This window comes from Hassallia byssoidea VB512170 (genome assembly GCF_000817785.2).
GTDB lineage: Bacteria > Cyanobacteriota > Cyanobacteriia > Cyanobacteriales > Nostocaceae > Hassallia > Hassallia carrinoi.
The window spans coordinates 33,402-60,120 of the sequence record NZ_JTCM02000007.1 but is presented as its reverse complement, the minus strand read 5'-3'; the positions used below and the strand labels follow the sequence as shown (position 1 = coordinate 60,120).

General features: G+C 43.9%; 26 protein-coding genes. 15 read left to right on the top strand and 11 right to left on the bottom strand.

What is annotated here, in order from left to right:
* The first annotated feature begins 29 nt into the window (after positions 1-29).
* The 3 genes from PI95_RS05555 (at position 30) to PI95_RS05545 (ending at position 1,507) form a co-directional block, all read left to right on the top strand.
* Entirely contained in the window at positions 30-1,007 is a 978-nt protein-coding gene (locus tag PI95_RS05555) for a hypothetical protein (protein ID WP_039753702.1), read from the top strand.
* A 117-nt stretch (positions 1,008-1,124) separates the two neighbouring features.
* A complete protein-coding gene (locus tag PI95_RS05550) occupies positions 1,125-1,310 on the top strand; it encodes a hypothetical protein (protein ID WP_039753703.1) in 186 nt (61 codons plus the stop codon).
* Positions 1,307-1,507, top strand: coding sequence for a hypothetical protein (locus tag PI95_RS05545; RefSeq protein ID WP_052325850.1), 201 nt, complete (start codon positions 1,307-1,309; stop codon positions 1,505-1,507). Before PI95_RS05550 ends, PI95_RS05545 begins: the two co-directional genes overlap by 4 nt.
* Before the next feature lie 206 nt (positions 1,508-1,713).
* On the opposite strand, the gene groL is transcribed toward PI95_RS05545, so the two are convergent.
* Together groL and groES are read right to left on the bottom strand one after the other, a co-directional pair.
* The gene (groL, locus tag PI95_RS05540) at positions 1,714-3,351 is read right to left on the bottom strand and encodes a chaperonin GroEL (protein WP_039753705.1); all 1,638 of its coding nucleotides are present in this window, start codon (positions 3,349-3,351) and stop codon (positions 1,714-1,716) included.
* 147 nt (positions 3,352-3,498) lie between these two features.
* The gene (gene groES, locus PI95_RS05535; protein ID WP_039753706.1) at positions 3,499-3,810 is read right to left on the bottom strand and encodes a co-chaperone GroES; all 312 of its coding nucleotides are present in this window, start codon (positions 3,808-3,810) and stop codon (positions 3,499-3,501) included.
* A 1,036-nt stretch (positions 3,811-4,846) separates the two neighbouring features.
* Here groES and PI95_RS05530 point away from each other — a divergent pair.
* A complete protein-coding gene (locus PI95_RS05530; protein WP_039753708.1) occupies positions 4,847-5,524 on the top strand; it encodes a response regulator transcription factor in 678 nt (225 codons plus the stop codon).
* Between the two features lie 947 nt (positions 5,525-6,471).
* Positions 6,472-7,029 (top strand): hypothetical protein, encoded by a 558-nt coding sequence (locus PI95_RS35620; protein ID WP_236116945.1) that lies wholly within the window; start codon positions 6,472-6,474, stop codon positions 7,027-7,029.
* 146 nt (positions 7,030-7,175) lie between these two features.
* Here PI95_RS35620 and asnS read toward each other — a convergent pair whose 3' ends face one another.
* Together asnS and PI95_RS05515 are read right to left on the bottom strand one after the other, a co-directional pair.
* Positions 7,176-8,567: an asparagine--tRNA ligase gene (gene asnS / locus PI95_RS05520; protein ID WP_039753709.1), complete on the bottom strand. Its 1,392-nt coding sequence runs from the start codon at positions 8,565-8,567 to the stop codon at positions 7,176-7,178.
* Positions 8,568-8,569: 2 nt separating this feature from the next.
* Positions 8,570-8,932 (bottom strand): sll0565 family protein, encoded by a 363-nt coding sequence (locus PI95_RS05515; protein ID WP_039753711.1) that lies wholly within the window; start codon positions 8,930-8,932, stop codon positions 8,570-8,572.
* A 154-nt stretch (positions 8,933-9,086) separates the two neighbouring features.
* On the opposite strand from PI95_RS05515, the gene PI95_RS05510 reads away from it, so the two are divergent.
* On the top strand, positions 9,087-9,383 hold the full coding sequence (locus tag PI95_RS05510) for a DUF6439 family protein (RefSeq protein WP_039753713.1): 297 nt from the start codon (positions 9,087-9,089) through the stop codon (positions 9,381-9,383).
* A gap of 84 nt (positions 9,384-9,467) precedes the next feature.
* On the opposite strand, the gene PI95_RS05505 is transcribed toward PI95_RS05510, so the two are convergent.
* Together PI95_RS05505 and rlmD are read right to left on the bottom strand one after the other, a co-directional pair.
* Positions 9,468-9,917, bottom strand: coding sequence for an ATP-binding protein (locus PI95_RS05505; protein ID WP_039753715.1), 450 nt, complete (start codon positions 9,915-9,917; stop codon positions 9,468-9,470).
* Between the two features lie 421 nt (positions 9,918-10,338).
* A complete protein-coding gene (gene rlmD / locus PI95_RS05500; RefSeq protein ID WP_336507026.1) occupies positions 10,339-11,748 on the bottom strand; it encodes a 23S rRNA (uracil(1939)-C(5))-methyltransferase RlmD in 1,410 nt (469 codons plus the stop codon).
* A gap of 81 nt (positions 11,749-11,829) precedes the next feature.
* Between rlmD and PI95_RS05495 the strand changes: the two genes are divergently transcribed.
* Together PI95_RS05495 and PI95_RS05490 are read left to right on the top strand one after the other, a co-directional pair.
* Positions 11,830-12,315, top strand: coding sequence for an allophycocyanin subunit alpha-B (locus PI95_RS05495; protein WP_039753717.1), 486 nt, complete (start codon positions 11,830-11,832; stop codon positions 12,313-12,315).
* A gap of 803 nt (positions 12,316-13,118) precedes the next feature.
* Positions 13,119-13,949 carry an Rpn family recombination-promoting nuclease/putative transposase gene (locus PI95_RS05490; RefSeq protein ID WP_039753719.1) on the top strand — a complete coding sequence of 277 codons (831 nt, stop codon included), beginning with the start codon at positions 13,119-13,121 and terminating at the stop codon, positions 13,947-13,949.
* A gap of 75 nt (positions 13,950-14,024) precedes the next feature.
* Here the strand turns inward: PI95_RS05490 and PI95_RS05485 are convergent, their stop codons facing one another.
* A complete protein-coding gene (locus PI95_RS05485; RefSeq protein ID WP_039753720.1) occupies positions 14,025-14,327 on the bottom strand; it encodes a hypothetical protein in 303 nt (100 codons plus the stop codon).
* A gap of 220 nt (positions 14,328-14,547) precedes the next feature.
* Here PI95_RS05485 and PI95_RS05480 point away from each other — a divergent pair, with 220 nt between their 5' ends.
* The 5 genes from PI95_RS05480 to PI95_RS05460 all read left to right on the top strand — a co-directional run bounded on the left by PI95_RS05480 (position 14,548) and on the right by PI95_RS05460 (position 19,604).
* Positions 14,548-14,862: a hypothetical protein gene (locus PI95_RS05480; protein WP_039753721.1), complete on the top strand. Its 315-nt coding sequence runs from the start codon at positions 14,548-14,550 to the stop codon at positions 14,860-14,862.
* Positions 14,849-15,241 carry a type II toxin-antitoxin system death-on-curing family toxin gene (locus PI95_RS05475; RefSeq protein WP_039753722.1) on the top strand — a complete coding sequence of 131 codons (393 nt, stop codon included), beginning with the start codon at positions 14,849-14,851 and terminating at the stop codon, positions 15,239-15,241. Before PI95_RS05480 ends, PI95_RS05475 begins: the two co-directional genes overlap by 14 nt.
* A gap of 42 nt (positions 15,242-15,283) precedes the next feature.
* On the top strand, positions 15,284-17,743 hold the full coding sequence (purL, locus tag PI95_RS05470; RefSeq protein ID WP_039753723.1) for a phosphoribosylformylglycinamidine synthase subunit PurL: 2,460 nt from the start codon (positions 15,284-15,286) through the stop codon (positions 17,741-17,743).
* 205 nt (positions 17,744-17,948) lie between these two features.
* On the top strand, positions 17,949-19,424 hold the full coding sequence (purF, locus tag PI95_RS05465; protein WP_039753724.1) for an amidophosphoribosyltransferase: 1,476 nt from the start codon (positions 17,949-17,951) through the stop codon (positions 19,422-19,424).
* Between the two features lie 3 nt (positions 19,425-19,427).
* A complete protein-coding gene (locus tag PI95_RS05460) occupies positions 19,428-19,604 on the top strand; it encodes a hypothetical protein (RefSeq protein WP_163518636.1) in 177 nt (58 codons plus the stop codon).
* Here PI95_RS05460 and PI95_RS05455 read toward each other — a convergent pair.
* The 3 genes from PI95_RS05455 to PI95_RS05445 form a co-directional block, all read right to left on the bottom strand.
* A complete protein-coding gene (locus tag PI95_RS05455) occupies positions 19,572-19,853 on the bottom strand; it encodes a hypothetical protein (RefSeq protein ID WP_039753725.1) in 282 nt (93 codons plus the stop codon). The genes PI95_RS05460 and PI95_RS05455 overlap by 33 nt on opposite strands.
* A gap of 183 nt (positions 19,854-20,036) precedes the next feature.
* A complete protein-coding gene (locus PI95_RS05450; RefSeq protein WP_039753726.1) occupies positions 20,037-21,083 on the bottom strand; it encodes an ABC transporter permease in 1,047 nt (348 codons plus the stop codon).
* Between the two features lie 126 nt (positions 21,084-21,209).
* Positions 21,210-21,728: an adenine phosphoribosyltransferase gene (locus PI95_RS05445; protein WP_039753728.1), complete on the bottom strand. Its 519-nt coding sequence runs from the start codon at positions 21,726-21,728 to the stop codon at positions 21,210-21,212.
* Positions 21,729-22,170: 442 nt separating this feature from the next.
* Between PI95_RS05445 and PI95_RS05440 the strand changes: the two genes are divergently transcribed.
* Positions 22,171-22,800: a DUF3038 domain-containing protein gene (locus PI95_RS05440; RefSeq protein WP_039753730.1), complete on the top strand. Its 630-nt coding sequence runs from the start codon at positions 22,171-22,173 to the stop codon at positions 22,798-22,800.
* The gene (locus tag PI95_RS05435; RefSeq protein ID WP_039753731.1) at positions 22,797-24,251 is read left to right on the top strand and encodes a DUF4335 domain-containing protein; all 1,455 of its coding nucleotides are present in this window, start codon (positions 22,797-22,799) and stop codon (positions 24,249-24,251) included. Before PI95_RS05440 ends, PI95_RS05435 begins: the two co-directional genes overlap by 4 nt.
* Positions 24,252-24,366: 115 nt before the next feature.
* Here PI95_RS05435 and PI95_RS05430 read toward each other — a convergent pair whose 3' ends face one another.
* Positions 24,367-26,637, bottom strand: a complete 2,271-nt coding sequence (locus tag PI95_RS05430) for a transglycosylase domain-containing protein (protein ID WP_039753732.1) — start codon at positions 26,635-26,637, stop codon at positions 24,367-24,369.
* Between the last annotated feature and the right edge of the window lie 82 nt (positions 26,638-26,719).

Sequence of the window (26,719 nt, the reverse complement as noted above, 5' to 3'; positions counted from 1 at the left end):
CAGTTAAAAAAACTGCTATTGAGGGCAATATGGTGAGTGTAATAGATAGCGAAAAATTAGCTGAACAAGTTTCTAATAGTTTCCAGAATGCAAAATATTTTTTGAATGAAAAGACTGGCAAAACATTTGACTCTCTAACTGAATTAACTAATAAATCCCTCAGCACTGTATCCGAAACAGCCGAAAAAACAAACAATTATTTAAATGAAAATGTTGGCAAAGCAGTTAGTACCGTAACTTCAGCAACTAGTAAAGCTGTAAATACAGTTGCTGAAGTTACGGACAAAGCAAAAGGCTCTTTAACTGAGGTAGCTGCCAAAGCAACCGATATGGTGGCTGAAAAGACTAATGCAGCTATTTATAGTGTTACACAAACAGCTGAACAAGCTTCTTATTCATTGAGTCAAACTGCAACTAAGGCAGTTGATAATGTTAGCGTAGCAAGTGGAAAAGCAGTAAATACCATAAGTGAAACTGCCAAACTTGCGGAAGGTTCTATCGTAGAAACCTTTGAAAAAAGTAAGAATTCTTTAGAAGATACTATTCAAAAAGCAGACCAACTGAGTAATGCTGCCTCTACAGCAATTGAAAAGGCTGTCAATGATTTTATCAATCATCGATTGGATACACTTAAACTTTGGATTGATGCTCATCCAGCCATTTCCTGGACAATTAAATCACTAATGTGGGGAGTTAATCACCCAATCTATAGCATAGTCATAATACTGTTAACTATCTTTATTCTCTGGCAATTCATTAAAGCTTTCAGTCGTTTGATTGAGAAAGGTTTATTAGTCACACTAATTGCCCCTTTCAAACTCGTTCAGTCTTTATTCAAATTCAGCTTTAAACCCCTAAACATCTTTACAGACAATTCCACTTCTGCCTTAACCTCGCAGCCAAACAACGAACGACTGGCAAAACTTTTAACCAGGCTCGAAACAATTAAACAGGAACAAAACGACATTCTACAGCAGATTACAGCTTTAGTGTCATCAAACAAATAACTTCTCTCTTCCTCCTCTGCGCGGGCGTGTGGTTAATTTAATATGCTGTTGGTAGGGCGATCGCCTTTCTGCTGCCTATTCCTGTAAAATTCCTAAAGTTAATCTATTTCAGCATTCATGGAGCCAACAGAAGCACAATATCTCGTCCTCAATGCTTTAGAAACTTTAGGACTGCTTGAAGGTATGTTTTATGATGAGGAAAGGGGATTTTACTACATCACCACTACTAGCCGCATTTTACCTACAGCACTCCTGTTGCAAAATGGCGAGATAGCTCCTATTTCTTGGGCATCAGAACTATGAAAGAACCAACATTATTAGAAAAGCAAAAATATCAAAGACTGAGAGAAATTTTTGCCCAAGCTAGACAGCGATATCTAGAAGCCGGTGGCGATCCTCACCATCCCGCCGACAACCGTTACTTAACTGATGAAGAGAAAAAAGAAGCCTTTGAATTAGGAGCGCAAGTCTTTAACACTCAAACAAAACCTCAATCTTAAATTAGTCCACACCCTCTCCCCCTCTTCCTTGGCGCTCTTGGCACCTTGGCGGTTCGTTAATCTTAAATTAGTCCACACCCTCTCCTCCTCTGCGACCTCCGCGCCTCTGCGGTAGCCTGCGGCAAGCCCTTCGCGTCTACGTTCCTCAAAAAAACAGCCGCCTCCCGCAGGAGACAGCCGTCAAAAATAAGGGGGGTTAATAAACCTTAATAATCGAAGTCGCCACCGCCCATACCGCCGCCACCAGCAGGAGCAGCATCCTTAGGCTCAGGCTTGTCAACAACGATACATTCGGTTGTCAACACCATACCAGCGATAGAAGCAGCGTTTTGCAAAGCAGAACGAGTCACTTTCGCAGGGTCAACAATACCAGCGCCAAACAAATCGACAAACTCGTTAGTCGCCGCATTGTAGCCAACATTGAATTCCTTCTCTTTCACACGTTCAGCAATCACCGCACCATTCTGACCGGCGTTTTCAGCAATCCGCTTCAGAGGAGCAGGCAAGGCACGAGCTACAATCAAAGCACCAATCAACTCTTCACCCTTCAAGCTGCCATTTGCCCATTCTTCGAGCTGAGGTGTCAAGTGAGCGAGAGTTGTACCACCACCAGGAACGATACCTTCTTCCACAGCAGCTTTGGTAGCGTTGATAGCGTCTTCTAAGCGCAGCTTCTTGTCCTTCATTTCGGTTTCGGTAGCTGCACCGACTTTCACGACAGCGACACCACCAGCAAGTTTAGCCAAACGCTCTTGCAGCTTTTCTTTGTCGTAGCTCGATTCGGTTTCATCCATCTGACGACGGATTTGTTCGCAACGCGCTTTCACAGCAACGTCGTTACCTTCGGCAACAATTGTGGTGTTGTCTTTGGTGATGGTGATGCGGCGAGCTTTGCCTAGCATATCTAGCTTGGTGTTGTCAAGCTTCAAACCAGCATCTTCGGTGATTAGTTGACCACCGGTGAGAACGGCGATATCTTCGAGCATCGCTTTGCGGCGATCGCCAAATCCAGGAGCCTTGACAGCAGCAACGTTCAAAACGCCACGCAGTCTGTTCACAACCAAAGTTGCCAAAGCTTCTTTTTCAATATCTTCGGCGAGAATCACCAAAGGACGACCAGCACGAGCAACTTGCTCTAACACTGGTACGAGGTCTTGTACCAAAGCGATTTTCTTGTCTGTGAGCAAAATATAAGGCTCATCAAACACTGCTTCCATCCGTTCGGGATCGGTCGCAAAATAAGGAGAGATGTAGCCTTTGTCAAAGCGCATCCCTTCAGTGATTTCTAATTCGGTGGTCATAGATTTCCCTTCTTCTAGGGAAATTACGCCTTCTTTGCCTACTCTGTCCATTGCTTGGGCAATCATCTGACCGACTTCTTCGTCGTTACCAGCCGAAATTGCCGCAACTTGAGCGATCGCTTTAGAATCTTCTACCGGACGAGCTTGGTTAGCAATGCTCTCTACCAAAAAGCCGGTAGCTTTGTCAATACCGCGCTTGAGGGCGATCGCATTTGCACCAGCAGCAACGTTTCTTAAGCCTTCTTTGACCATTGCGTGAGCTAGCACGGTTGCAGTTGTTGTACCGTCACCAGCAGCATCGTTGGTTTTAGAAGCAGCCTGACGAATCAAAGCAACGCCAGTGTTTTCTACGTGGTCTTCTAATTCGATTTCTTTGGCGATCGTCACACCATCATTGACAATTTGTGGTGCGCCAAATTTCTTCTCTAGCACCACGTTACGACCCTTGGGACCTAGGGTAACAGCCACAGCTTCAGCCAGGATGTCCATGCCTCGTTCGAGGGCGCGACGGGCGTTTTCGTTATAGATAATGCGCTTTGCCATAATTGCCTAAGTTCAACCTGCTATTTGTAAATTTGTTGATTGTTGGTGATTGGTAATTGGTGATTGGTAATTGGTAGTTGGTAATTGGTAATCTTTCTCTTGCCATTACCCATTACCCATTCCCCATTCCCCATTCCCCATTCCCCATTAGCTAACTACCGCTAAAATGTCTTTTTCTGAAAGCAGGACATACTCGTCAGTGCCGAGTTTGATGTCGGTACCGGCGTACTTAGAGTACAGCACCTTGTCACCGACTTTTACATCCAATGCTTGACGACCACCGTCGTCTTTGAGCTTGCCATCACCGACAGCTACCACTTCGCCTACTTGGGGCTTTTCTTTGGCTGTGTCGGGCAAATACAGACCACCTGCGGTCTTTTCTTCAGAGGCGCTCACTTTTACAAAAACGCGATCGCCTAAAGGTTTTACAGTAGAAACGCTTAGAGATACAGCTGCCATACGAATTTCTCGCCTCTTATTAGCACTCTCGACTCCTGAGTGCTAATGTACCTAACTGCGGTATGCAATGGCAAGAAATTTGTTTGTACGGGTTCCCGAACTAAGCAACCAAAGTTATACTTAAGTACAAATACTCAATTATTTTTTGTTTACCGGGTTTTGTTTTGTAAGTTACGAATATTTTTATATAGTCAAATTTATTTGCTTGCGTTGAAAAATTGATATAGAACAGTAATCAGGGAGCCGCTTAACGAGTAACAATGAGTAGATCCAGTCTTGGTGTGAAAATCCCAAAAACCACTTATGTTGTGGACAATAAACCTTAAGAAATTGTGTAAAAACTTTAGGACTGGCAAAAATTCAGCCACATGTTTTTATATGCGCTGACCAGATAGTTCCAAAAAGCTACACAAAACAAGCTAATCTGGAATCTTGGGAACATTTGCTTCTTCGATTGCAAAAGCTCAAACTTGACCAGCCGCAAGACAAATATCCCACTTGCATTTCTTAAACCAAAACCAACTGCTTGCGAGTTTGTTGTTCTAGACCGATAATGGTGGTTTACCCGGATGGTGTCTGGTATCGCCTACGTTACCCCGGAAGTCCCGGAAAGCGGCTTAATCAAGAACACAAGATTAGGCAATATGGTGGTGGAATATGCATTTTTGACCCAACATATGCTTTGAAACTTCCTTTGATTAGGAGCGAACATCCACTGGATATGAAACAGCAGTCAGCATAATTAAAGCGCTTGGTTGGTTTTTAGATAGGGCGATCGAACTTCAATACCTACGTGTGAACGCAAAAGATTATTATTTAATCAGTGTTTTCCACCAGCCACGTACAAAGCGATCTATAATAGCGCATTATATAACTACTGCTCTACGTATCCTTACTGGAGTTTTGCCCTTGAAAGTTCAATATCACAAAAGTGAAAATCGCTTTTGTGACATCGCTTAAGCAAAGGCAAGTTAAGTGGGAAAAAAAGGACAACATCTCAATAATCCACCATAGAGGATAACTAATCAAGACCTTGATGGACCCAAGCGCGACAAGTGCCACTGCTATGAAAGAGCCCAGCATGAAAGATCACAAAAGACTTCTACTGATTGATGATGACCCTAACCTCATCTTGCTGGTGAAGGACTACTTGGAATTCCGGGGATATGAAGTCATCACTGGGGAAAATGGTCGGGAAGCTCTGGAAATTTTAGAGCAGGATATCCCTGACATGATCATCTGCGACGTGATGATGCCGGAAATGGACGGATATACTTTTGTTGAACAAGTCCGGCAAAACGAACGCACTAGCTGGATTCCCGTTCTTTTCCTTTCTGCGAAAGGTCAAAGTGCCGACCGAGTTAAAGGATTAAATAAGGGTGCTGACGTCTACATGGTCAAACCTTTTGAACCTGAAGAACTCGTTGCCCAAGTTGAATCTTCGCTCAAACAAACTATCCGCTGGAAAGAACACCAAGCAAAAGGAGGAGAAAACGGTTCCCGCATTCAAGTTCCCTTCGATGTGCAGCTAACTCCAACCGAACTGAAAGTAGTTCAGTTTGTTGCTAGGGGTTTAGCTAATCGGGAAATCGCTGAAGAACTAAACGTCAGTCAGCGCACCGTTGAAAGCCACGTTTCCAATATGTTGGGCAAAACCAATTTGCACAACCGTACTGAATTAGCGCGGTGGGCAATTGAAAATCAAATGGCGTAATACCCATTTGAGATTTAACAGAAGAATCTGAGAGGAGGAAATCTCCACTCAGAACTTCGGAGATTTGCGATCGCACTCGATCACTCTTTAAATTCTAAATCGAGATTATAGCCATTTTCTTTGGAAATGGCTTTTTGCCTAATTTTTGAGACAACTTCAATATTTTGATTAGCGATCGCTTTTAATGCGCTGCTGTATTAAGCGAACAAAATAAAGCGTAGAGCGATCGCTTTGCCTTCGTAAGCATGGGGAAATGTTGCTTTGTAGAATCAAGTTTAAGATGAATTGGTGGCTTTTGATATGATATGGTACTTTTGCGGTTGATCCCAAGCGATTCGTGGAACCCTGGCTAAGAGGATGTTTAAGAAATCGCAAAGTTTACCTCTGAACCCCTCTCCAAACCTCTCCCCCCCTGGGGGAGAGGCTTTGATAAGGCTGATCTCCTGTTCCCCTTCCCTTGTAGGGAAGGGGTTAGGGGTTAGGTTTTTAAGGTTTTGATGTTAATAACGATACTTTCCAAACATACGCTAAGGAATTTTACGCTAGTTTGTACCAAAGTTTCCCAGATATCGAACTTGTGAGTGTGGAGAATGCGATCGCTGAAAATGATAAAGTTGCCTTTCGCTCTACCATATAGAACCCATTTGACATCTTTTACTGTCTTGAAGTACAGTTACCGCAAAAGCCGTATCCAGCAGCTATGCCGTACTCTAGATACTTGTCTTCAACAGTGATGCCAAAGCGTTGTACATGGATGCTGAGGATTTGCGCTCGTTCTGGAACGGTTGGTAGATCGACGAAAAAGTTTTCATCAAAACGTCCTTTCCTTTTGAGTTCAGACGGTAGGGGCTTTCATAAAGTTATCCAAAATAGCGCCCGTGCTTATTCGTTGATCAACAATTTAAGCCGCGATCCGCACACCAAATGGCGCTCCAACACCCAAGATTTTGGGTGCTAATCGTGGATCTATCGCGCCATTTGGTGTTCGCGAAGCGTCTCCGAAGGAGAAGCCTGCCCAATTTTGGACAGGTTTTTCCCAAGGCAGAGGGGTTGAAGAAAAAAAGCCTGATGCAGAAATACGTCCTGAGAGTTTTGCGATCGCCCATAGCGCTCTTGTAAAATCATTTTCAATTGTTGAGAATTCGCCCAGGAAAAAGTTTATGGCAGATATGTCCGGTCAAGACCCCTCGGAAATCACAATGGCAACGGTTGATGAAGAACGAAAAGGCGCAACTTTCAGCGGTACGGTCATCCTTGGTATAGATCCTGAGGGTGGGGAAGTCGTTTTCTTTAGAGACTTTTTAATTGAAGATTATAAAGGCGAACTTACCGCTTATCTGGCAACAGATGGCGATATAAAGAAAAGCATTGATTTAGGCGAACTCGATCATAAAAGCCCCAGTTTTAGGCTGCCAATTCCGCTGGGAACGGATACATTACCCTACAATACAGTCGTGTTAAGCGACAAAAAAAGCAAGAAAAAAATCCTGACGATCAATCTATAAAATTTGTAACTTAGCTCGTAGTTCAGCCAAATTCGATTGCCCTCCTGTATAGATCTCAAATGGGTTCTATAAGCTTGCAAGAAACTTGGTTTTTCTAAGCTTGCAAGAAACCCGGTTTCTTAGAGAAACCGGGTTTCTAAATATGCTTAAAATTCGGCACTTTGCGGTGTTCTCGGAAATGGAATTACATCGCGAATATTCCCCATCCCCGTCATGAATTGCACCAAGCGCTCAAAACCCAAGCCAAAACCAGCATGGGGAACGGTTCCATAACGACGCAAATCGAGATACCACCACAAATCTTCTGGCTGCATCCCTTGCGCTAAAATCCGCTTTTCCAACACATCTAAACGTTCTTCACGTTGCGAACCGCCGATAATTTCGCCTATTTTCGGCGCGAGTATATCCATTGCTCGCACTGTCTTTTCATCATCGCTCAAGCGCATATAAAACGCTTTGATTTTTGCCGGATAATCAGACACGATGACGGGCTTTTTAAATAATTGTTCAGCTAGATAACGTTCGTGTTCTGATTGTAAATCTAAACCCCAACTTACCGGATATTCAAATTTGACATCAGCTTTTTCTAACAAAGAAATTGCTTCTGTATAAGTTAAACGTTGGAATTGATTATTAATAATATTTTCTGCCGTTGCCAGCACTGTATCATCAATTCGTTGATTAAAAAATTCCATATCTTCCGGGCAAGTTTCCAACACATATTTGAAAACGTGTTTGAGAAACGCTTCGGCTAAATCCATATCGCCATCTAAGTCACAAAAAGCCATTTCTGGCTCAACCATCCAAAATTCGGCTAAATGGCGCGATGTGTTAGAATTTTCCGCACGGAAAGTGGGACCGAAGGTATAAACGTTACTAAACGCCATCGCCATAACTTCGGCTTCTAATTGACCGCTAACTGTTAGGTATGTCGGTCTGCCAAAAAAATCTTGAGCGTAGTCTACGGCGTTATTCTCGGTGCGGGGAATGTCTTTTAGGTTAAAACTGGTAACGTTGAAAAGTTCCCCCGCTCCTTCGCAATCGCTAGCGGTGATGATCGGTGTGTGTACCCACAAAAAGCCGCGTTCTTGGAAAAATTGGTGAATTGCGGTTGCACAAGCGTTTCTGACGCGGAAAACTGCACCAAAGGAATTGGTACGCGATCGCAAGTGTCCAATTGTCCGCAAAAACTCATAAGAATGGCGTTTCTTTTGCAGCGGGTAAGTTTCGGGATCGGCTTCACCGTAGACTTTCACCATTTCGGCTTTCAACTCAATTCGCTGTCCTTTACCTTGCGAAGGAACTAGTACCCCTGTTACTTCAACCGAAGCACCTGTATTTAACTTTTTGATGATAGCCTCATAATCTGGCAAATCTTGATTCATCACGACTTGCAAACTAGCCAGCGATGAACCGTCATTAACTTCGATAAAAGAAAATCCTTTCAACTCGCGTTTTGTCCGCACCCAGCCTTGAATTAAAAGAGATTCATCAGGTTGACCACTTCGTAATATTTCTGCTATCCGTCGCTTGACCATAGTTAACCAACATAGGACTTTAATATCCAGCCTATGATAACGCCCAATCCACCAAAGCGGATGATTTGCCAAAAAGGTTTTTTGACGCTTTTCCAGGAGAATAACTGACTTTCTAAGCTAACTTCTAGCACTTCTAGCTGCTGTTTGATGTGCTTTAACTCAGCTTTCATTTCTGGAGTGTAATGTTTATTTTGATTAAGTTCTTGGCGACGTTTTTCATATTCTGCCTTGGAGATGCGATCGCGTTGCACTTGCGTGTAGCGTTCTTTCAAGTCAACAAGCGATCGCTCTAACAACAGTAATTCTTCTTCAAATTCTAACTCTTGATTTGACTCTGGTGGCTGCGGTTGTTTAGGCGGCTTCATTTACAGGTAGTACACTAATAGTCAATAGTCAATGGTCAACTGTCAACTGTCAAAGGTCAATGGTCAATGGTCAATTAACTATAGACTCTTGACTATGGACTCTTGACTCTTTGGACTTTGGACTATCAACTCAGCACTCCTCGCACTTAATATCATGTCCCAATCCACCCAGCTGCCTAAAACCAGTCAATTAGATGAATTAAGCACTTTAGAATTAGCACAAGCTCTCATGGAGAGGTTGAGCATTTCCCCTAACGATTGGCATCGCCTTAAGTCTAACCGCAATTCTCGCGCCAGTGAACAAGCCGCTGCCGCTCTTGTGTTTCTCCTCAAAAATCAGCCTGCTGAAGCTCTTGCTAGATTAGAACAAGCATCTGGTTGGTTAGATCGCTCTATTTCCGCACCACCCTGTCCAAGTCACGGGGATAAGGGAGTAGGGAGTAGGGAGTAGGGAGTAGGGAGTGGGGGAGTGTCCGAGTGTCCGAGTGGGGGAATTAGCCATTACCCATTACCCATTACCCATTCCCCACTTTCTCTAACGTCGCAGAGATAATCTCGGTCGATTATCTAGCTGTTTGCAAAGCCTTAATTCTGTGCCTTTGCGGTTCCACTCTACCTGATCGAAAATGTGATGCAGTAGAGTCATACCCCGACCGTTTTCTGACTCATCTGGTGGTAGATAATCTGTGGGATCGCGATCGCATGTACAACATGGACTAAATCCGCTGCCTTGATCTGATATAATCCACCAATACTGATTATCTATTAAGGAAAAACGGACTACTACTGTTTTACCGGGATCGAGATGATTGCCATGTTTTGCTGCATTGACTAGGGCTTCTTGAAGTCCCAGTCGCAGCTCGGCTTGCAACTTCACGGGAATTTCTGCCAATAGTAAATCTAATATTGGACAGAGATATAGAGTTGAGGCGAAACTAATTGTGCCCCAATTACGTCCAACTGGACGGAGCGAAATGGTAATCACAAGAGAAACCCCATAGCCTTCAGTTAGCTAGACATCAGTTTGCACACGCAGGTACCCTGATATAAGTTGAGGTGGTCGTGCTGCCTTCAAACTAGCGTCTTCAAAACTAAGTTGTGAAAATACTGTGGAGCATCGGTTATCTTCATGAATTGCGGTTGCTTATCTAAAACGGCTTGCATAAACTTTCAGTTGGGCAGTTAGCAACTAAAGATGCTTTCAATAATGTAGAAGAGTATAGCGATACTCTTTTACCTGCCGATTCGGAATTTAAACAACCAAATTCAAGTTTAGGAGTAACCCATACAACTTCAATTTCTTTATAGAAATGGAATTCAATGAATTCTATGTTTAGCTTAATTCAATTTTAGCATTTTTCCTATGCACTAGACTAAAAATAAAAAATTTGAGTTTTGTCAAGGGGCTAAATACCCTTGCCAGAAGCTGATAAAACTAGAATTGCGGCTGCTTCGACATGAGCGGTTTGAGGAAAAAAGTCAGCGGGTTGGATTCGTGTAATGGTATACATTCCATCTGCACAAAGTAGTTTTAAATCACGAGCGAGGGTGGCTACTTTACAGCTGACGTAAACGATACGGGGGGGTTGCTTGCGCCGTAAGGATTCGATGACATCGCTCGCGCATCCTTTACGTGGCGGATCTAATAACACAATATCTGGCTGAATGTCAGGATGCGGTAACAATTTTTCAACTGCGCCGACAACAAAAGTCACATTATTAATATTGTTATTTCGCGCATTTAAAATAGCCTGTTCGACCGCTTCGGCTTGCACTTCCAACCCCGTAATACTACGTACTTGTTTTGCCAAAGGCAAAGTTAACGTGCCTATACCACAATAAGCGTCAACTATAACTTCATTTCCTTGCAAATTCAGTTCTCTTTGAATTTCCTGCAAAAGCGCCTCGGCTGTTTCGGTGTAAACTTGAAAAAATGTATCTGGGCGTACTTGAAATTCTAATCCGGCGAATTGTTCTCGCAGATAGGAAATTCCGGCAACGCAACGGGTTTCGTCACCAAAAATCGCATTAGTGCGATCGCTATTTCGATTTAAGCAGACTCCGACTAATTGGGGAAAGTGTTTTAACCACGCTGCGGAAAGCTTTTCAATTCCTGGTAAATTCCAATCTTTGACTACCATTGTCAGCAACATTTCCCCAGTGCGCCGTCCAATGCGTAAACTAAGATGGCGTATTTGTCCAGTGTGACTGGTTTCGTCGTAAACTTGCCATTGTGATGTGTGGATATCTTGTTTAACTTGTGCGAGTAATGGATTTAATCGTGCATCTTGCACAGGGCATTGATTTAAGTTAACTAATTGATGGCTGCCTTTTTGGTAATAACCAGCTTGAACTTGTCCTGTTGCCGATTTACCTACAGGATATGTAGATTTATTACGATAACCTAAAGCTGAAGGTGCAGGCAAAACTGGATCTACTGGTGGATGCACAAAACCGCCAATTCGTTCTAAAGCTTGAATAACTTGATTGCGTTTGGCTTCAAGTTGGTACTCATAGCTGATATGCTGCCACTGGCAACCACCACATTTATCAGCCACAATGCAACTAGGGCGGATGCGGTGGGGCGATGGTTGCGATAATGAATGCAGCTTGGCGTGGGCGTATTTGGGTTTAACGTGTAGTAAGCGTACCACTGCGCGATCGCCTGGTACTGTATCCGGAACAAAGACTACGCGATCGCAGAAGCGTCCGACACCATCCCCCGTATCACTCAAGTCTGTAATTTCAACTTCAATTAACTCTCCCTGTTGCCATTTGGGTGAATCATCTTCATCAGTGTGAAGCAATTCTGTAATCGACACCTTACAATCTCCCTTTATTTGTGTACCTAAGACTAGTTAAACTAGCAAGTAATATGTCGCGTGATTTTACTAATCATGACTGTAATTAGCCAAGTTATTCTCAAAGCCGACGACGAACTGCGTTATCCCAGCAGTGGTGAACTCAAAAACATCAAAGACTTCTTGCAAACCGGCGCACAGCGGATGCGAATTGTCACAACCTTAGCCGAAAACGAGAAAAAGATAGTTCAGGAAGCAACCAAACAGCTTTGGCAAAAGCGTCCTGACTTTATCGCACCTGGAGGCAACGCTTTCGGAGAGCGCCAACGTGCTTTATGTGTCCGCGATTACGGCTGGTACTTACGCCTAATTACTTATGGAGTGCTTGCCGGCGACAAAGAACCAATTGAAAAAATTGGTTTGATTGGTGTGCGGGAAATGTACAATTCTTTAGGCGTTCCCGTACCAGGAATGGTAGAAGCGATCGCTTGTCTCAAAAAAGCCTCCCTTGACTTACTCAATGCCGAAGACGCAGCCGAAGCTTCCCCCTACTTTGATTACGTCATTCAATCGATGTCATAATCATGCGTGGGCGCTAAACCCAAGCGTACACTTACGGTCTACTAGAGAGAGTGCAACATCTGAACACTCAACATCCATAAAATCTCTAATTTGATCATACCCTCCCCACACTTGTAGTGGCTCTGGCAGAATTTCTGTCAAGTTACCAACAGGTTGTGGGGAACTTTTATTTAAGTAGTAAGCGGCTCTATCCCTTAAAATCCTTGACATGAGCGGTAAACCGCTCACTACGAGCAATAAAAAACCGACAGACTTCTTCAAAAGGCTGTCGGCAATTAGTGTGTTCCCTATTAATGACTCGGCTAGAGTTCAGTTATATGTAATTATGCGGGTTTACCCGTTTTTAGAAGACGATCTTAATCATGGGCATCAGTGATTGTCATCACATGATTGTTGCAGCTTAACTGTATTTACCTAAAAAGAAATTTTTCACTTCGGATTTACCTAATGCACACTTTGACAAAATAAACTGTATTTTTTGTGACAATTTATTAAATTATCTAAATATCAACGCATCTAATGGAAAATGCATAAACTTATCTACGCGATCGCAAAAATACTTCTACTCAACGCTTCTTTGGGTTGCACTATACCCAATTAAGTTTTCACAAGCGACAAAATTACAGCTACACCCAATACTGTTGATGCCAGTTATAACTCAAAAATTAACAGACGGCACACTAAAATGCCATAATTTCTGTTGAAGGCGAAAAAATCCCGATTACACTGAGACTTTACCACCAATACAGTCACTTATTCACTTTGCGGCACATAATATTTTTTAGTTTTTCAAATCAAATAAAGTGAGAACTGACACGATATTTTATCAACTTTTTCAGACTTTGCCTGGTATTCTCTTTGAACTCATCGGTGAATCTGCTAATCAAGCAGAAGCTTATCAGTTTGCATCTGTTGAAATCAAAGAATTAGCCTTTCGCTTCGATGGTTTGTTTTTACCTTTAGCGGATTTTCCTGAACAACCCATCTACTTTGTCGAAGTTCAGTTTCAACCCAAAACCGATTTTTACTGGCGATTGTTTGCCGAAATTTTCGTTTACTTAAATCAATACCAACCGATTCAAGATTGGCGTGCAGTAGCAGTGTTTGCCAAACGAAGTTTAGATCCAGGCGTACCGATGCAGTACAGAGGATTGCTGATGAGTCAGCAAGTCACATTTGTGTATTTAGATGAATTAGAGTCAACAGTAAATACGTCCCTTGGTTTAGGAATAGTGCAGTTAGTAGTTGAGGAGGAAGCGACAGTTAATGAACAAGCTAGGCAATTACTTGAGAAAGCACAGCAGGAACTTGAAGATGTTGCTCTCAGGCAGAAAGTTTTAGAATTGATAGAGACGATATTGGTTTATAAGTTTACCAACTTAAGCCGCGAGGAGATAGAAGCTATGTTTGGGTTAAGTGAGTTAAAGCAGACAAGGTATTTTCGAGAAGTCGCACAAGATGCCAAGGAAGAGGGCAAACTAGAAGCCAAACTAGAAACAGTACCCCTATTATTGGAGTTGGGGTTAACTGTCGAACAGATAGCTGAAAGGTTAAGCTTGGATGTTGAAGCGGTAAGAAAGGCTGCACAAACGTCTTCTGTTGATAATTCCCAAGGTGAAGATACAGGAATTTAGTGATTTAATGAAGAGCGATCGCGCTTATAAGCTTGCTGTGATGAAGTGCGATCGCGCGAGTGCAATATAAATTAACTAGCACCCCAAAATCACTTTAACGGCATACACCAACTGAGCCACTACCTCAAGGGATGCGCCGATTGTAGTGATTGTTTGAAGCGCTGCTGTTACTGATGCTGTTATCGCCTCAATACTAGCTCCTGATACGAGCATTGGTACTAGCATACCTGCTACACTTGCGATTCCAGCAGCACCGACACCTGAAAGAACTAAAATGCCACCAACCGTAGCAATGATAATAGTCCATTCCAATGGATTAGGACTGTGACACATCTGAACTTGTCCAATCAACACTGGAATAAAGTGTATTGTATTCATAGTAAAATTCATTTTACTTCTCGACTTAGTTAATATTTGTTTTATAATTCATTCTATTTTTAATTAACATAGTAAAATTACTTGAATAATCTTTATTAACGATTAGAGAATCACGTATTTTTCCAGTTGACCATAAGAGCCACTCACCCAGCGCGATAAGCTAGAGTTAGCAGCAAAACTGATTCATAACGTCTTGCAACAAACCTAGCTTGGGGTAACGATGGCAACAGAACAAAAACACAGCATTTATTTATCAGAAGCCGAAAGTCGTTTGCGTCAACTTTCTCTTGAGAAGTTGCGAGTAGCAGTTGCAATTATTGCTTACCTACAAAAAACAGAAGAAAGCGAAGCAACTGAGAAACTATTATTAAATATTCCTGATTTTGCAGAATCCTTAGGCGAAATGGAACAAAGCGAAGACAAATTAGAAAATACTGCCTCAAATCAGATTGCCTCAGATGAAGAAGTATGGCAGGCTTATTTAGCTTCTAAACAGAAATGGCAGGAGGTTTACCGTCGCCTTGCAGACTCCTAGATTTCTCACTATTTCTCAAGTCTTAGACATTCACCAAGATGAGATAAACAGCTTTGGTGGAACATCTGGTGTCAGAGACGAAGGTTTGCTAGATTCAGCACTGGCACAACCTCAAGCCACCTTTGGCGGTGAACTTCTCCATCCGACAATTGGTGAGCAAGCAGCAGCATACCTGTACCATTTAGCGATGAACCATCCGTTTATTGATGGCAACAAGCGCACTGCATTTGCGGTTATGGATACCTTCATAACCTTAAACGGGTATAGTTTGAACTTATCGGAAGAGCAAGCTTATAACTTGGTGATTCGAGTAGTTCAGAGGGAAATGTCCAAAGAAGAATTATCTGCATTTCTGGAACTGCATTTACAGCGCCTGTAAATCGATAGAATAATTCTCTGTCCCCCAGAGTGCATTACTTCCATGACTGCAAGCTCAAAACCAGCCTTTTCCCCTGAAGAAATCGCCGCAGAAGGTTTAAAGCCAGAAGAATATGAAGAAATTGTCCGCAGGTTAGGGCGTCATCCCAACAAAGCCGAACTGGGAATGTTTGGGGTGATGTGGTCAGAGCATTGTTGTTACAAAAATTCACGACCGCTATTAAAACAGTTTCCCACAACCGGACCGCGCATCCTCGTTGGTCCGGGTGAAAATGCCGGCGTTGTCGATTTAGGCGACGGGCTGCAACTTGCGTTTAAAATCGAATCTCATAATCACCCCTCAGCCGTCGAACCTTTTCAAGGAGCCGCCACAGGCGTAGGAGGTATCCTCAGAGATATCTTTACAATGGGTGCGCGTCCCATTGCTCTTTTAAACTCCCTGCGCTTCGGTTCTCTGGAAGATACCAAAACTCAACGGCTTTTCAGCGGTGTGGTTGCAGGAATTTCTCATTATGGTAATTGCGTTGGGGTTCCCACTGTCGGTGGCGAAGTTTATTTTGACTCTGCTTACTCCGGGAATCCCCTAGTAAACGTGATGGCGCTAGGATTGATGGAAACTCCAGAAATCGTCAAATCTGGCGCATCTGGTTTAGGGAACCCAGTATTGTATGTCGGTTCCACCACCGGACGCGATGGTATGGGTGGTGCAAGTTTTGCCAGTGCAGAACTTAGCGATGAATCACTAGATAACCGTCCAGCGGTGCAAGTTGGCGATCCTTTTTTGGAAAAGTCGTTAATTGAAGCTTGTCTGGAAGCCTTTAAAACAGGTGCTGTCGTCGCAGCACAGGATATGGGTGCAGCTGGCATCACCTGTTCCACATCAGAAATGGCTGCAAAAGGCGGTGTCGGCATTGAACTGGATTTAGATAAAATACCCGTGCGAGAATCGGGTATGGTTCCCTATGAATATCTGCTTTCGGAATCTCAAGAAAGAATGCTGTTTGTGGCACACAAGGGACGCGAACAAGAGTTAATCGACATTTTCCATCGGTGGGGACTGCAAGCGGTTGTTGCGGGGGAAGTTATAGCCGAACCCATTGTTAGAATATTATTCCAAGGTGGAATTGCCGCAGAAATTCCCGCTGAAGCTTTGGCAGAAAATACTCCACTGTATGAACGAGAATTATTGACAGAACCACCAGAGTATGCTATTAAAGCTTGGGAATGGACGCCTGATTCTCTCCCCGCTTGCACAACTGCTGGCATTGAAATTCAAGGAAGCTTGCAAAGTTGGAATGATATTCTTTTGACTTTACTCGATACACCAACGATCGCATCAAAACGTTGGGTTTATCGCCAATACGATCATCAAGTCCAAAATAACACCGTCATCTTACCAGGTGGCGCTGATGCCGCCGTCGTCCGGTTGCGTCCCCTTGAGGATGGGGGGAGTGGGGGAGGGGGCAGGGGGCAGGGGGCAGGGGGCAGGGAGCAGGGGGACGAAGAGAATTCTTCTCCTACCTCCTCATCTCCCTCATCTCCCTCCGAAACCCCCACTCCCCAAAGCGCTGTTGCTGCTACAGTTGATTGCAATCCTCGTTACGTTTATCTTGACCCTTACGAGGGTGCTAAGGCAGTTGTTGCTGAAGCTGCACGCAATCTCAGTTGTGTGGGTGCTGAACCTTTAGCGGTGACTGATAACTTAAATTTCGGCAGTCCGGAAAAACCGATTGGTTATTGGCAATTAGCAGAAGCTTGTCGCGGTTTGGCTGAAGGTTGCCGAGAATTAGCAACGCCGGTTACTGGCGGTAATGTCTCACTTTATAATGAAACTTTCGACTCAGAAGGCAACCCGCAACCAATTTATCCTACCCCGGTTGTGGGGATGGTCGGGTTGATTCCTGATTTGAGCAAAATTTGCGGTCAAGCATGGCAAGCTGAAGGCGATATTATTTATCTTTTAGGATTGCCTTTAGAATCTAAAGTTGAATTGGGAGCATCAGAATATTTAGCCACTATCCATAATACTGTAGCTGGACACCCTCCACGGGTAGATTTTGAATTGGAAAGGTGTGTACAAAAAGTTTGCCGTGAAGGAATTCGCAATGGTTGGATTCGTTCGGCTCATGATTGTGCTGAAGGTGGTTTAGCTGTTGCATTGGCAGAATGTTGCATTGCTGGCAAACTTGGTGCCGAAATTAATTTAGGATTAGCATCAAGCATTTCTCAAAGATGGGATGAGGTGCTGTTTTCTGAAGGTGGAGCGCGAATTATAGTTTCTGTAGCGTTAGAACACCAAGAAGTTTGGGAATCTTTATTAAATGAACAATTGGCTAATTATTGGCAACAACTTGGCAAGGTTAGTAATTCCAACACTGATTTGGGGGTGTTAACCTCTGATAACCAAAGTTTAATCAAGGTTAGGATCGAAGATATGAGCGATCGCTATTCCCATGCGATTGAAAGACGTTTAAAAGGTGCCGAGTTAAAAGTTATGAGTTAGTCAGCGCAAAGTTATGACTTTTACTTCTTGCTTCTCACTCTGTGACTATTCATCACGAATGCTTGGGGATAGCAAGCATGATTAAGGTACTGTTATATATATATAGATTGTTAACGATTTGTTAAGGTCAGTTAATATTTCTGAAAACAATCACTTATATATCCACCCCACTGACTCAAAACCTCATCTGGAGCAAAGCTATAGCATGATTCCTAACCATTCCGTCTCCTTGGATGACCACGCCGAAATTGAAACCCGTGCTGATAAGCCAGAAGAAGCTTGCGGCGTTTTTGGCATCTACGCACCAGGGGAAGACGTCGCCAAACTGACCTACTTTGGACTTTACGCCCTTCAACACCGAGGTCAAGAGTCAGCGGGAATTGCCACATTTGCAGGGGAACAAGTACACCTGCACAAAGACATGGGTTTGGTATCCCATGTGTTTAACGAATCAACTTTGAGTAAGTTACCAGGTAACTTAGCCGTTGGTCACACTCGTTACTCAACTACAGGTTCCAGCCGGAAAGTTAACGCCCAGCCTGCTGTTGTCGATACTCGCTTGGGTTCAATAGCTTTAGCACATAATGGTAATTTAGTCAATACCGGGCATCTACGGGAAGAATTGCTAAAGAGCAAATGCAACTTAGTGACGACAACCGATTCAGAAATGATTGCTTTTGCGATCGCCGAAGAAATCAATGCTGGTGCAGACTGGTTAGAAGGCTGCATTCGCGCATTTAACCGCTGTCAAGGTGCTTTTAGTTTAGTAATTGGCACTCCAACTGGTGTTATGGGTGTTCGCGATCCTAATGGCATTCGTCCCCTAGTAATTGGCACCTTGGGAGAAAATCCAGTTCGCTACGTACTCGCATCCGAAACTTGTGGACTAGATATCATTGGTGCCGATTATCTGCGCGATGTAGAACCGGGCGAATTAGTTTGGATTACCGAAGATGGTTTAGCTTCGTTCCCCTGGAGTCAACAACCCCAAAAGAAGCTGTGTATCTTTGAGATGATTTACTTCGCTCGCCCCGACAGTATGATGAACGATGAAACATTGTACAGCTACCGACTGCGGTTAGGGCGGCGACTGGCTGAAGAATCTGCTGTAGAAGCAGATATTGTATTTGGTGTTCCCGATTCTGGTGTACCAGCTGCGATCGGCTTTTCTCAAGCTTCTGGTATTCCCTACGCTGAAGGACTGATTAAAAATCGTTACGTCGGGCGCACCTTCATTCAACCAACACAAATGATGCGCGAATCGGGAATCAAAATGAAACTCAATCCCCTCAAAGATGTCCTATACGGCAAAAGAGTGGTGATTGTGGATGATTCTATCGTCCGGGGTACAACCAGCCGAAAACTCGTCAAAACCTTGCGGGATGCGGGTGTTGTGGAAGTGCATATGCGAATTTCCTCACCCCCAGTAACTCACCCTTGTTTCTACGGTATCGACACCGACACCCAGGATCAGCTAATTGCTGCCACTAAATCAGTAGAAGAAATTGCCAAACAACTAGAAGTAGATAGCCTAGCCTATCTCAGTTGGAAAGGAATGCTAGAAGCAACGCGAGAAGACACTAATAGTTTTTGTTCCGCTTGCTTTACCGGCGATTACCCCACCTCAATTCCGGAAGCGCTCAAAGGTTCTAAATTGATATTAGAAAAAGCAGCAGTCTAGGGAATGGGGAATGGGGAATGGGGAATGGGGCAATGGGCATGGGGCAATGGGCATTGGGAATTAAAGAAGCAGCTTTACGCGGGTGCGTGTTCTAATACGATTCTTTCCATGCCCAATGCCCATTGCCCATTGCCCCATTCCCGCTCTTCAACTTTGCTGCAAAAATTCTACATTGGGTAACAACGGATCTGTAACAATGCCCACACCGCTGAAACCCCAGCGTTTCAGCAAACTTTTTACCTGCGTCCCTGGAATAGATTCTACAGAAAAGCGGCTTGCCAGTTCTGCGGCGTGGGTGTTGAGGTAGCTGAGGGCATCAAAATGTTCGCCAAATAGCAACAAATAGCTTGTTCCTTGCGAGTTAGGACGGGCAGTAAGATAACTACCGTCAGATTTTGAGCGTATTAGATAATAAACTTCCGACAGCATTGAGGGGAGGGGGAGAGGGGGGGAGGGGGAGATGGGGGGACAAGGGGGCAGGGGAGGCAGGGGAGGCAGGGGAGGCAGGGGAGGCAGGGGAGGCAGGGGAGGCAGGGAAAGTTAAAATTACCAATCCCAATGCCCTATAGCTAACAACTAACAACTAACTACTAACAACCAACTAACAAGCAACTAATTCAAATTTTCTAGGCGAATGCGCGGATCGGCTGCTTTCAGCATTAAGTCGGCGACTAAATTGCCGACAATTAGGAGTACTGCACCCATTACCAAGCTTGCCATTGCTAGAGGTACATCTAAATTAAATAAAGCTTGTAAAGTCAACTTTCCCAAACCGGGCCAGTTAAAAAACTGCTCAGTAATGAAAGCGCCGCTTAATAAACTAGCCAATTCAAAGCCCAATAATGTAATTAAGGGGTTAACGGCGTTACGAAGGGCATGAACGTAAATAACGCGGTTTTCGGGCAATCCTTTAGCGCGAGCCGTTTGGATGTAATCTTGACGCAGTACATCTAACATTTCGCCGCGAGTGATTCGCTGTAAACCAGCAAAGCTAGTGATGCTTAAAGCGATGGTGGGTAAAATTAAGTGCCAGCCTATATCTATAATTTTCCCAATTGGGGAGAGGTCGCTGTGATAAATGCTGGTCATACCACCTACGGGAAACAGGGGGGTGGTGATTTGGGCAAAGAACAGTAAAAACAAAGCGGCAATGAAACTGGGAAATCCTTGTCCGAGGTAGCTTAAGACTTGCAAAATCCGGTCGTAAGCGCGATTTTGTTTGACGGCGGCGGTGATGCCTAAAGGGATAGCGATCGCCCAAGTTACAATCAAAGAAGCGATCGCCATCAGCAACGTTGCTGGTACACGTTCCCACAACAAAGATGCCACAGAACGATTATAAGAAAAACTCGTCCCAAAATCTCCCCGTGTCAAAATATTCCACAACCAAAGTCCAAATTGTTCCAGCCAAGACTTATCCAAACCAAACTGTCGTCGCAGTTCGTCAATTCGTTCTTTAGAAATTTTCGGATTTGCCTCCAAGGAACTGACATAATCCCCTGGTGCGAGCTGCATAATAAAAAATGACAATGCTGATGCTAAAAACAATGTCAAAAGCGCCTGTAATAGCCGCTTCATGACATAAATAAAGGTTTCGCTAGTGACCAGCCTATACAGCCAATCTCGACTTGTTTCTAAGGAAATTCTGGTAGAAGTCATAGTAGTTTGTCAAAGGTCAACAGTCAACAGTCAAGAGTCAAGAGTCAACAGTCAAGGGTCAAGGGTCAATCTTTAGACTTTGGACTATCGACTGTGGACTGTATACTTTGGACTTTTGACTCTTGACTAATATTCCACAAGGCTGATAATCGGCACATCCGGCAGATTTTTTCGCCCTTGCAAATCCCGTAGCTCGATGATAAACCCAAATCCCACAAGTTCGCAGCCAATCTTCTGTATTAAAGAAGCCGTCGCACTCGCGGTTCCACCTGTCGCAATCAAATCATCTACAATCAAAACCCGGCTATTGGGGTGCAAAGCGTCCTGATGCATTTCCAAACAGTCCGTACCATACTCTAGTTCATATTCAACCGAATGAACTGCTGCTGGTAACTTACCTGGTTTGCGAACTGGAATAAAACCAACTCCTAATTTATAAGCTAGAGGTGTACCAAATATGAAGCCCCGCGACTCCATCCCCACAATATAATCAGCTTTCAGTCCGGCATCAATGCATTTTTCGGCAAAAATGTCAATAGTGTAACGCAGTCCTTGAGGATCGCGCAGCAGTGTGGTGATATCCCGAAAGACAATTCCGGGTTTAGGAAAATCTGGGATGTCACGAATCAGAGACTTTAAATCCATAAGAATAGGGAATGGGGAATGGGGAGTGGGGAGTGGGGAGTGGGGAATGGGGAATAGGGAGTAGGGAATGGGGACGCTTGGACGCTTAAAAAGAATTATTACCCATTACCCATTACCCATTACCCATTACCCAGTCCTAGATACCTGAAAAATCGTACACTATAATGTCATACGCTTGGGATCATTGCTCAAGAACGCACAATCCATTGACGATTATCAGAATCTACACCAAGCTAAAGATGGAATTATACTACCTCTTGTTGCTATTGAACTTATGTCTTAAAAACTGACGATTTCAGTATACGGAAACCTTTGAGTAGAACGAGTAATTAATCTATATATTAGGCAGTCCTACTACTGCCACGTGAAAATGTCCACTTTTTAGACTAGCTATCTTAAATTAGTTTTACCTAGTCTGTTGCGATCGCACAAGGTATTTATAATGAATGTTTCCGCTTCTTTAACGCCGTTCAACAGTAGTCCCACGCAAAAATCAGCGCCGATGATTCTGGACACTCTCCCCGATCCTGCAATTGAGGGACAAGGATGTCCCCGTACAACCCGCGTGCAAATTGACCTTATTTTACTAGCAATTGAAGCTTTAGAACTGGGTGGCTCTGAAGCAATTTTGGGATTTGCTGAAGAATTGGATCTCAAAGGTATTATTAAAGATCGGGTGAATTTATGGCGAATGCGTAGCACTAACCCGTTACGTAGAGCAAATATTCGCCGTCCTTTGACAATTCTCGAGGCGAAAGCTTTGGTGGTTATCGCTTGCTATTTGGCGCGACGGTTGACAGTTGTCATCCGCCAAATGCTAATGATTTATCAACAAATGAATGAAAAACAAATTCCCTTAGAACAAAATTTGCGGCTTTCTAATTATCTAGAGCGATTTAGAGCGCATTTTAAAAGCCGCATGAATCCCCGCCGTTCTGGTTTTTTGGCATTAACTTCTGATGAAAAAATAGATGAACTGGCGATGAATTTGTTAAGTAAATTATTATTTTGTACAGGTACAGCAGGAATGCAACGCTTCTGGATTAGTCTTTTTGACGGTGAAGTAGAATGAATATTCAACGTAAGTATAGTTTACCTAATTGCACGCTGCTTTTAGAAGGTTTAAGTGATGCCACAAGAGCGGCACACTTCCAAGAAATGCGCCCAGAATTATCAATTTTGGTAAATGCAGAATGCTATTTATCTGGCTACAAACAGCCATTAGTGGGAGGGCGAGAATTTTTTGAAAGTTTGGTGAGAGCCGTTAGTGGTTATGCTCAAGAATTTTTGAGCAGTGTACCGAACCCACTCGCACACAACACAGAATCGGAGTTAGTGCAGTTTCAGAAAATTCACAGCAATCGACATAGATTGATTGTGCATTCAGAAGTACAAAAAAGTGCAGAAGCTAAATCTAATAATGGTAAAGCACCAATTCAAATCGATTTGAATAGCGTGCAATTGTTTGATTTAGTCGAAGCGGTGGATCAGTTTTTTGCTGATAGCCAAACTTTACCAGAGTTGTCACTCGAATTACAACCTGTTGGCAAAGGTTCTGGCATGGCTAGCCAAACATTTATCAAGCAAGCAGTACCAGCGGGTGTGGGTGTATCGAGTTTGGCTGTATGCGCTCTTGCATTCGGTTTAATTCCCGCGCCACAAGTGCGTCAACCACAAGCGCAGACTAACTCTACAACACCCAGCACCACTCAAAAAGCAGCAGATGCTACAAATCCCACACCATCTGCCATCCCCACAACATCTGCTACCCCCATCGCAAATGCTACTCCCACACCAACTACCACCCCGACAGCATCACCCGCAGTTACAACAGATTTAGAATCCCTTTTAAAAACAGTTCCGGAAATTACTGATGCCTCTCAACTGCGGGCATTAAATCGCCAAGTATACAATCAAATTAATCCGGATTGGGCTAATCGCTCAGGATTAAATGAGGATTTAGTTTATCGTATTGGTGTGGCAGCAGATGGTGCGATCGTCGGTTATAAAGCGATAACTAAAGAAGCAAATCAGGCAATAGAAAAAACTCCTTTGCCTAAACTACTTTATAATCCTGCCAAACGTGGGGGCATTAACAATGAACCGATCGCTCAATTTCGAGTAGTATTTACACGGCAAGGTGTGCTGCAAGTTAGCCCTTGGCTGGGATACGCCAACACACCACAAGTTATCGGCGCAAAAATCACAGATGCCAACGCCGTCAAAGATTTAAATAAGAAGCTTTATGATACAATTCGCCAAAATTGGAGCGGTACTCCCACTTTTTCCCAAAATTTGAAGTATCGAGTCGCCGTAAACAAAGATGGCACGATCGCCGATTATGAACCACTTAACCAAGTAGCTTTTGATTATTTCCGGGAAACACCGCTTCCCAAGATATTCAACGCACTTTACGGTTCAAATGTAGCTGCTCCCAACACCAAACAACCCCTTGCCCACTACCAAGTAGTATTTCAGCCCAACGGCAATCTAGAAGTCACTCCTTGGCAGGGATATCGGTAATTGGTAATTGGGAATTGGTAATTGGTAATTGGTAATTGGTAATTGGTAATTGCAAGCTTGTTTTTTCCATTACCCATTACCTATTCCCCATTACCCATTACCCATTACCCATGCCCTATTTTGTAACTCTCCCCATATAATTTCCCCAGAGTTGGGCTGCTTGAGCGCTGCTGCCAGATGTGGGAGAATTATTATCGTTTCCCAGCCAAATACCAGTTACGAGTCGCCGACTGGGAATAAAGCCAATAAACCACAGGTCAACGTTGTCATTTGTTGTGCCTGTTTTACCAGCTTCGCCTAATCCAATTGCGGCACTGCGTCCTGTACCTCTGGAGATGACGCCGCGTAGCAAATTGGTCATGGTATCGGCTATTTCTGGTTTGAGTACGCGCTTGTTTGCTTCTGGATCTTGGTCAAAAGAGTAGATGACGCGGCAAGTTTTCAAATCCTTGGGATCGCGACAATCACTGCTATCTAAAATCCGGCTAATTGCGTGCGGACGATTCCAGACACCACGATTACCGATGGCTCCAAAAGCACCTGTAATCTCAGTGACATTAACTACACTTTGACCGAGAATTAAGCCAGGAACCGGATCGAGGGAAGACTTCACCCCCAAACGCTGTGCCATTGCGACAACTTTATTCAAGCCGACTTCTTTGGCGACTCGCAAGGCGATCGGGTTTTCGGAAAGCGCAAGACCGGTAGCAATATCTAAACTACCACCTGCACCACTCCGACAAGGTTTGTAGGTAAAACCTTGCCAGCGCAAAGAATCACATGAATAACTTCTTCCGGGGGAAATTCCTTGCTCAATGGCAGCAGTGTAAGCAAAAATTTTAAAGGTAGAACCTGGTTGTCTTTTTGCTTGGATAGCCCGATTAAACTGACTTTTTTTGTAATCGGTTCCCCCTACCATCGCCAGTATCGCACCGGTGCTAGAATCAAGAGTCACCATTGCTCCTTGGGAATAACGAAAACTTGAGCCACCGTTGTTGACAGAATTTCGCAACGCGGCTTCGGCTTGCGCTTGAATTGCTGGGTCTAGCTGAGTTTCTATAATAAAGTTGCCTTCTGTGGCTAACTCTTCACCCAAAATCGATCTGAGTTCTTGAAAGACGTAACTGTAGAAATAGGGTGCAATTGTTTTCGCTTGCTGTTCGCAAACTTTGGGGCTAACTTCGATAGGCGATCGCCTAGCGCGGTTATACTCATCTTGTTTGATTTTCCCCATCTCCAGCAACCGCTTCAGCACGCGATTGCGATATTCAATTGCTTCTAACTTATTTCGACTTTCTCCACAAAAATCAAAGCCGTTGGGAGCGGGTAAAATTCCTACTAACGTCGCTGCTTCTGCCAAAGTTAATTCTTTTGCCGACTTCTCAAAGTAAAATCGAGCCGCATCCTCAAACCCGGAGGTATCCACCCCCAAAAACACCCGATTTAGATAAGTCAGTAAAATTTCATCTTTACTGTAAAACGTTTCTAACTTCAAAGCAACTACAGCCTCTCGCAATTTTCGCCCCAAAGAGTCTTGGCTGCCGACATAATCGCGAAACAAACTTCTAGCGACTTGCTGAGTTACAGTACTAGCACCTTGCTGCACATCTCCACTGCGGCTATTAATTAATACTGCTCGCAAAATTCCGTATGGGTCAACTCCGAAGTGCCAATAATAACGGCTATCTTCTGAGGCGACTACAGCAGCGGGCAAATAAGGACCAAAGTCTTCTAAACGCTTTTTGTCGATGTGAGAAGTAGAGCGAGGTTCCCGTAATGGCTTTTGTCCATCACGAGCGTAAACGATTACCGGAGCGCGGGTGGCTGTGGGTAGAGGTCTAACCGAGAATTTTAGTGATTCTACGCCAATTACCAAGGCGAATAAGGCTGTGGCTCCACCGACACCGCAAGCGCTCCATGTGGCAGCTTTTACATACCAAGGTGGTGGATCGACGTATTGCAGCCGCACGGAAGCAGCGAGTTCTGGTGGTCCGAGGGTGAAGGTGTCACCGTGTCGTAGTTCTAGGGAAGTGACGCGACGTTTGCCGCGATAAATGCCATTAGTCGAGTTTTCATCTTTGATGATAAAAACCGGAGTTCGTTGAGTAGAATCGCGGGACAGTGACAGATGAATTTGGCTGACAACTGGGTTGCGGATGACGATATCGCAGGATTTGGAACTGCGACCTAATACGTAGCGATCGCCTAATAATGGATATACTTCCGCCTTATCCGCCCCCGAATCCTGCACCAATAATTCTGGTACTCTGGCATTAGGTCGCAGCGCGAGTTTGGAAAAATCAACTCTCGCTTGAATTGTTTGTACTGCTTGAGTCACCTGACCAAGCAAAGTTTTTGGCTTTTGAGGGGGGTGGGGGGAACTCATTGGCTATATCACACCACGATTAGTTAGTCAAGTAAACTGTCGATTTGCGCTCTTGATGCTGGTATTTCACCATTTTACTCAT

What these genes read in the sequence shown, in the direction of transcription:
- PI95_RS05555 (WP_039753702.1), top strand. Translation starts at nt 30, where the DNA reads ATGGTGAGTGTAATAGATAGCGAAAAATTAGCTGAACAAGTTTCTAAT.
- PI95_RS05550 (WP_039753703.1), top strand. Translation starts at nt 1,125, where the DNA reads ATGGAGCCAACAGAAGCACAATATCTCGTCCTCAATGCTTTAGAAACT.
- PI95_RS05545 (WP_052325850.1), top strand. Translation starts at nt 1,307, where the DNA reads ATGAAAGAACCAACATTATTAGAAAAGCAAAAATATCAAAGACTGAGA.
- groL (WP_039753705.1), bottom strand. Translation starts at nt 3,351, where the DNA reads ATGGCAAAGCGCATTATCTATAACGAAAACGCCCGTCGCGCCCTCGAA.
- groES (WP_039753706.1), bottom strand. Translation starts at nt 3,810, where the DNA reads ATGGCAGCTGTATCTCTAAGCGTTTCTACTGTAAAACCTTTAGGCGAT.
- PI95_RS05530 (WP_039753708.1), top strand. Translation starts at nt 4,847, where the DNA reads ATGGACCCAAGCGCGACAAGTGCCACTGCTATGAAAGAGCCCAGCATG.
- asnS (WP_039753709.1), bottom strand. Translation starts at nt 8,567, where the DNA reads ATGGTCAAGCGACGGATAGCAGAAATATTACGAAGTGGTCAACCTGAT.
- PI95_RS05515 (WP_039753711.1), bottom strand. Translation starts at nt 8,932, where the DNA reads ATGAAGCCGCCTAAACAACCGCAGCCACCAGAGTCAAATCAAGAGTTA.
- PI95_RS05510 (WP_039753713.1), top strand. Translation starts at nt 9,087, where the DNA reads ATGTCCCAATCCACCCAGCTGCCTAAAACCAGTCAATTAGATGAATTA.
- PI95_RS05495 (WP_039753717.1), top strand. Translation starts at nt 11,830, where the DNA reads ATGACTGTAATTAGCCAAGTTATTCTCAAAGCCGACGACGAACTGCGT.
- PI95_RS05485 (WP_039753720.1), bottom strand. Translation starts at nt 14,327, where the DNA reads ATGAATACAATACACTTTATTCCAGTGTTGATTGGACAAGTTCAGATG.
- PI95_RS05480 (WP_039753721.1), top strand. Translation starts at nt 14,548, where the DNA reads ATGGCAACAGAACAAAAACACAGCATTTATTTATCAGAAGCCGAAAGT.
- purL (WP_039753723.1), top strand. Translation starts at nt 15,284, where the DNA reads ATGACTGCAAGCTCAAAACCAGCCTTTTCCCCTGAAGAAATCGCCGCA.
- purF (WP_039753724.1), top strand. Translation starts at nt 17,949, where the DNA reads ATGATTCCTAACCATTCCGTCTCCTTGGATGACCACGCCGAAATTGAA.
- PI95_RS05460 (WP_163518636.1), top strand. Translation starts at nt 19,428, where the DNA reads ATGGGGAATGGGGAATGGGGAATGGGGCAATGGGCATGGGGCAATGGG.
- PI95_RS05455 (WP_039753725.1), bottom strand. Translation starts at nt 19,853, where the DNA reads ATGCTGTCGGAAGTTTATTATCTAATACGCTCAAAATCTGACGGTAGT.
- PI95_RS05450 (WP_039753726.1), bottom strand. Translation starts at nt 21,083, where the DNA reads ATGACTTCTACCAGAATTTCCTTAGAAACAAGTCGAGATTGGCTGTAT.
- PI95_RS05445 (WP_039753728.1), bottom strand. Translation starts at nt 21,728, where the DNA reads ATGGATTTAAAGTCTCTGATTCGTGACATCCCAGATTTTCCTAAACCC.
- PI95_RS05440 (WP_039753730.1), top strand. Translation starts at nt 22,171, where the DNA reads ATGAATGTTTCCGCTTCTTTAACGCCGTTCAACAGTAGTCCCACGCAA.
- PI95_RS05435 (WP_039753731.1), top strand. Translation starts at nt 22,797, where the DNA reads ATGAATATTCAACGTAAGTATAGTTTACCTAATTGCACGCTGCTTTTA.
- PI95_RS05430 (WP_039753732.1), bottom strand. Translation starts at nt 26,637, where the DNA reads ATGAGTTCCCCCCACCCCCCTCAAAAGCCAAAAACTTTGCTTGGTCAG.